The organism is Streptomyces nanshensis (genome assembly GCF_001751255.1).
GTDB lineage: Bacteria > Actinomycetota > Actinomycetes > Streptomycetales > Streptomycetaceae > Streptomyces > Streptomyces nanshensis_A.
The window spans coordinates 1-5548 of record NZ_LJGW01000666.1 but is presented as its reverse complement, the minus strand read 5'-3'; the positions used below and the strand labels follow the sequence as shown (position 1 = coordinate 5548).

Genomic DNA, 5548 nt, shown 5'->3' with positions numbered 1-5548 from the left:
CCCCGGTCAGGCACCGGGTCAGGCACCGGGCCAGGCACCGGGCCAGGCACCGGGCGAGCCCGAACCGCAGCCCGGCGAGGAAGCGGAGCAGCGCCCCGTCGAGCACACGGTCGTCGCCGCGAGCCCCATCCTCGGCGGCGGCCCGCTCCCCGAGAGCGCCCCGCAGCCGCGCGGCCTGCCGATGCCCGGGGTGCCGGCTCCGGAGGAGCAGGCGTCGTACGAGACCGGGCACCACCGGGTGCAGACGCTCGGCCAGGGCATCCCGATCACGCCCGGAATGACGGAGCGTCCCGGCGGTCCGCAGTCCTACGGGCACTCCGTACCGCGTGCGCCCGCGGCGTCCCCGCATCCCCCGCACGCCCCGGCACCGGCGACGGCCATACCGTCCACTCCGTCGACGCCGCCCGGCTCCGGGCGCCGCCGCAAGCTCGCGGCACCCGGCCAGAACGGGCAGAACGGCCAGGCGGACCAGCCAGGACAGCCGGGACAACCGGGGCAGGAGCCCGGAAAGACCGCCGCCCCGCAGCGTCCGCAGCCGCAGGGACGTACGGGAGCACCGGCGGCGCCCGGCCCCGCGAAGCCGCCGCCCGCACGGGAGTTCAGCATCGGGGCACCGGCGGCCGGCACCGCCGAGGGCCCCGAGCCGCTGGACGGTCCGAACAGTCCGGTGGAGATGAGCGACGGGCGCGGCGTCCCCGTGCCGCCGCAGGCCGTGGACGCCGAACTGCCGCCGGAGCCGCTGGACAACCCCCGGCGGCTGCTGGTGTGGCCCGAACCGGACGGCGCGACACAGCAGGCCCTCTCGCAGCACGGCTACCGCCCGGTGATCGTGCACTCGCGCGAGGAGGTCGACGCACAGGTCTCCTCCTATCCGGCGGCGCTCTTCGTCGACCCGCTCACCGGTCCCATCACGCGCACCGCGTTGCAGTCGCTGCGTACGGCGGCGGTCGCGGCGCAGATTCCGGTCCTGGTCACCTCGGGGCTCGGGCAGGCGACGCGGGAGGCGGCGTACGGGGCGGATCCGGCCGTCCTGCTCAAGGCGCTCGCGCCGCGCGACAGCGAGCAGCATCCGCCGCGCGTCCTGCTGGTCGAGGAGCGCCCGCCGATCGCGGGGGCGCTGGCGGCGTCGCTGGAGCGGCGCGGCATCCAGGTCGCGCACGCGCCGACGGACGAGGCCGCGGTCAACGTCGCGGCGCAGATGCGGCCCAATCTCGTCGTGATGGACGTGATGCAGGTACGCACGCGGCGGGCGGGGATCATCGACTGGCTGCGCGTGAACGGGCTGTTGAGCCGTACGCCGTTCGTCGTCTACACCTCGGCGGACATGAATCCGGCGGATCTGCCGCGGCTGGCGACGGGCGAGACGGTGCTCTTCCTCGCCGAGCGCTCGACGAGCGGCCCGGTGCAGCAGCGCATCGTGGACCTGCTGACGAAGATCGGGGCGAACTGAGCCGTCCCGGCGGCCACTTGATCTCCGCGCGTTGACCGCCCGTACCCGGCGGGGACGGGCCCGGTCCGGAGCCGGGCCCGCCCCCGCCGTACGAGGCCGTACGAGCGCTACAGCCGCGTCACGTCCAGTTCGCCCGCCGCGTACTGTCCGCGCAGCACCTTCTTGTCGAACTTGCCCACGCTCGTCTTCGGCACCGCCGGCACGATCGCCCACCGCTCGGGCACCTGCCAGCGCGCGATGCGGTCGGCGAGGAAGGCGCGCAGCTCCTCGTAACCGACGTCCTCCGCGCCCTCCTTGAGCACGACGGTCGCCAGCGGGCGCTCGCCCCACTTCTCGTCCGGTACGGCCACGACCGCCGCCTCGGCGACGGCCTCGTGCGCCATGAGGGCGTTCTCCAGCTCGACGGAGGAGATCCACTCGCCGCCGGACTTGATGACGTCCTTGGCGCGGTCGGTGAGCGTGAGATAGCCGTTCGGGGTGATCACGCCGACGTCGCCGGTGCGCAGCCAGCCGTCCGGGCTGAACTTGTCCTCGGGGCGCAGGGGTTCGCCGTCCGCACCGCCGTAGTAGGCCTGGGCGATCCACGGGCCGCGTACCTCCAGCTCGCCGGGCGACTTGCCGTCCCACGGCGCGAAGGTGCCGTCCGGTGCGGCGAGCCTGGCCTCGACGGAGGCGGGGAAGCGGCCCTGGCTGATGCGGTACGGCCACTCCTCCTCGGCGCTGAGCCCGGCCGGCGGGTGCGCGAAGCTGCCCAGCGGCGAGGTCTCCGTCATGCCCCAGGCGTGGCAGACCCGTACGCCGTGGTCCTCCTCGAAGGCCCGCATCATCGCGGGCGGACAGGCGGAGCCGCCGATGGTGACCAGCCGCAGGCTCGATATGTCCCGTGGTTTCTCGGCGAGTTCGCTCAGCAGGCCCTGCCAGATGGTGGGGACGGCCGCGGCGTACGTGGGGCGCTCGGCCTCGATCATCTCGGCGAGCGGGCCGGGCTGGAGGAAGCGTTCGGGCATCAGCATGTTCACGCCGGTCATGAACGTCGCGTGGGGCAGACCCCAGGCGTTGACGTGGAACATCGGCACGACGGGCAGCGCGGTGTCGGCGTCGGTGAGGCCCATCGACTGCGTCATGTTGACCTGCATGCTGTGCAGGTACATGGAGCGGTGGGAGAAGACGACGCCCTTCGGGTCCCCGGTCGTCCCGGACGTGTAGCACATGGCGGCGGCGTCCCGCTCGTCCAGTTCGGGCCAGTCGTAGTCGGTGGGACGGCCGTCGAGGAGCTGCTCGTAGTCGTGTACGGACTGGCGGCAGCCGGCCAGCAGGGAGGTGTCGCCAGGACCGGAGACCACGACGTGCTCGACGGAGTCCAGCGACGGCAGCAGCGGCGCGAGCAGCGGCAGCAGCGAGCCGTTGACGACGATCACGCGGTCCGCGGCGTGGTTGACGATCCACACGAGCTGGTCGGTGGGCAGCCGGAGGTTGAGGGTGTGCAGGATCGCGCCCATGGAGGGGACGGCGAAGTAGGCCTCGACGTGCTCGGCGTTGTTCCACATCAGGGTGCCGACGCGGTCGTCGCGCTCCACGCCCAGCTCGTCGCGGAGCGCGTGGGCGAGCCGGGCCGCGCGCCGGCCCGTCTCCCCGAAGCTCTGCCTGCGCGGCTCCCCCTCTCCCGTCCAGGTCGTGATCCGCGACTCGGCGTGGACGGTCGAGCCGTGACGCAGGATGCGTGAGACGAGCAGAGGTACGTCCTGCATTGTGCTGAGCACCGGGTGCCTCCCCGAGTTACGTACGGGTACTGGTGCTGCGATTCTGGACGCATACCGCGCGGTACGTCACTAGTCGGAGGACGAGAGATTCGAGGCGGGGCGGGGTACCCCCGGGGGGGGATCCGTCCCGGACACGGGAGGCTTCAGGCCGCGGCGGCGGTCGCGGGCTCGCGCGCGGAGGTGAGGCCCGTGGCCTCGCCGCCCCGCACGTCCGCCGCGAGCTGCCGGTCCTCGCGCAGCTTCACCAGCGCACGCGAGACGGCGCTCTTGACGGTGCCGACCGAGACCCCGAGCACCGCGGCGGTCTGCACCTCGCTCAGGTCCTCGTAGAAGCGCAGCACGACCATCGCGCGCTGCCGCGCGGGCAGCTTGAGCACGGCCTGCCACAGCGCGTCCCGCACGGCCTGCGCCTCCGCCGGGTCGGGACCCTGCTGCGGTTCGGGCTCGGGCAGCTCGTCGCAGACGAACTCGTCCACGCGGCGCTTGCGCCACTGCGAAGTCCGGGTGTTCAGCAGCGCCTTGCGCACATAGCCGTCCAGTGCGCGGTGGTCCTGGATCCGCTCCCAGGCCAGATAGGTCTTGGTGAGGGCGGTCTGGAGAAGGTCCTCGGCGTCGCACGGATTGGCGGTCAGCGAGCGCGCGGTGCGCAGCAGCACCGGCCCGCGTGCCCGTACGTACGACGTGAACGTCGGCGCCGCGGCGGCGGCCGGTGCGCTCGGGGCTGTCCCAGGCGTGGTCATGGCTCAACGCTAGGAGCGGGCGCGCTGACGCGGATCGCCCAGAGGTCCCGAAGCTGCCTCCCCCTGTGGGGGGAGAGGCGGGGTACGGCGCACCTCCGCAGGGTGGAGCCGGCACGCCCGCGGAGTCAGGGTGCATACCGGGGGCGTAGGGGGAACCGGGGCCTGCGGAGGGGCGGTCGGGTCGGGGGCCGGGTCAGGGGACGACGGCGACGGGAGCGTCCACGAGGTTGCGGTCGATGCTCAGCCGCTGACCGCCGTACGTACGCGTGACGTTGCCGTCGTACTGGTGGATGCGGCGGTGCGGCTGCCAGGCGCCGGCGTCGAGGTACTTGTTGTCGTCCACGGAGGCCGGCGTCCGCCAGCGCGCGAACCACAGCGCCTCGGGCAGATTGCTGCGGCCCGCCTTGCGCGCGCCCTCCATGTGCTCGATGCCGGAGTCGGAACTGCTGTAGAAGCCGGGGTAGTAACCCGCCGCCCGTACCGCGCGGTTCCAGCCCTGGATGAAGCGGAGGGTGGTCGCGGCGCAGCGGGTGGAGGAGTTGTCGTACGCCTCCATGTCGAGGTAGACGGCGCTGTGCTTCGCCATTCCCAGCCGCTTCGCCGACGCGACGGCGTCCCGGCCCTCGCGCAGCCCGCGTTGGGTGGGCGCGGTGTGGGTCATGGCGTAGCGGCGCTTGCGCGGGGCCTCGACACAGGGCGACTGCGAACCGACGTACACCGGCAGCAGCTTCCAGCCCATGCGGTCGACGGCCCGTACCCAGGAGCTGTTCAAGTAGGGCTGGTTGGGGCAGGCGCGGGCACGGCCGCCGATGTAGACGCCCGCCGCACCGAACGGCGAACGCCCCGCCCACGCGCGCATGACGGACGCCGAGGGCGTGTGACAGGTGTCGAAGGCCTGGCCGCGGAAGATCTCCGCGCCGTCGAGCCGCGGATCGCCGCGCTTGGAGTCCGGGCCGGAGGCATGCCGTCCGGAGTCCGCCGCACCGGCGGCCTGCGCGCGGACCGCGTCGGAACCGGCGAGCGCCGTGATCGCCATGAGCGCGGTGAAGGAGACAGCGGCCCTGCGAATGATGTGATTTTTATGCCACATGGGCCCGAGTGAAAAGGCTCGCGGCGGCGGGGCCGTTCAGGCTCGCCGCGCCCCCGGCTGTTTCGCCCGTCCGGACCGCCGGAGCGTGGGCGGACCGTCGCGGGGTCGTGGTCGGCCGGAGCTGCGTCCGCTGTCGTCAGCCGTCGTCGTCGACGCAGCGGCTGCCGATCGCCTTGAGCTTGGCCTGGTCGACGTAGCCCTTCGTACGGCTGCCGGCGACATGGCCGTAGTCGCGGAAGCGGTACGGACGGGTGGTGGGAGCACGATCGAGGCGGAAGACGTCGTCGGCGTGCACGTCGCCGATGTCGTGGCGGGCGGAGTCGAGGATGTCGCCGTCCTCCAGCACCCGGTACACGCGGGTCGTACGGCAACTCGGGCCGTTCCCGGGCTTGTCGGCGTGTGTACCGGCGGATCCGTGCGGCGTCTGCGGCCATGCCAGCGCGAGCGCCCCGGCCACGCACAGCGCCGCCGCCCCGGCCAGGGCGCCGAGGGCGGCGGGCGAGCGGAG

Annotated in this window: 5 protein-coding genes; 1 reads left to right on the top strand and 4 read right to left on the bottom strand. The window is 73.2% G+C overall.

Annotated elements, in window-relative coordinates:
- On the top strand, positions 1-1450 hold a 1450-nt coding region (locus tag AN218_RS35825), incomplete at its 5' end, for a response regulator transcription factor (RefSeq protein WP_070020396.1).
- Between the two features lie 107 nt (positions 1451-1557).
- Here AN218_RS35825 and AN218_RS31270 read toward each other — a convergent pair.
- The 4 genes from AN218_RS31270 to AN218_RS37285 form a co-directional block, all read right to left on the bottom strand.
- The gene (locus AN218_RS31270; RefSeq protein ID WP_070020395.1) at positions 1558-3210 is read right to left on the bottom strand and encodes a long-chain fatty acid--CoA ligase; all 1653 of its coding nucleotides are present in this window, start codon (positions 3208-3210) and stop codon (positions 1558-1560) included.
- A 143-nt stretch (positions 3211-3353) separates the two neighbouring features.
- Positions 3354-3950, bottom strand: coding sequence for a SigE family RNA polymerase sigma factor (locus AN218_RS31265; protein ID WP_070020394.1), 597 nt, complete (start codon positions 3948-3950; stop codon positions 3354-3356).
- Between the two features lie 193 nt (positions 3951-4143).
- Positions 4144-5040, bottom strand: a complete 897-nt coding sequence (locus tag AN218_RS34965) for a glycoside hydrolase domain-containing protein (RefSeq protein WP_171908864.1) — start codon at positions 5038-5040, stop codon at positions 4144-4146.
- Positions 5041-5176: 136 nt separating this feature from the next.
- Positions 5177-5548: hypothetical protein (locus tag AN218_RS37285; RefSeq protein WP_216311833.1), on the bottom strand; the 372-nt coding region annotated here is incomplete at its 5' end.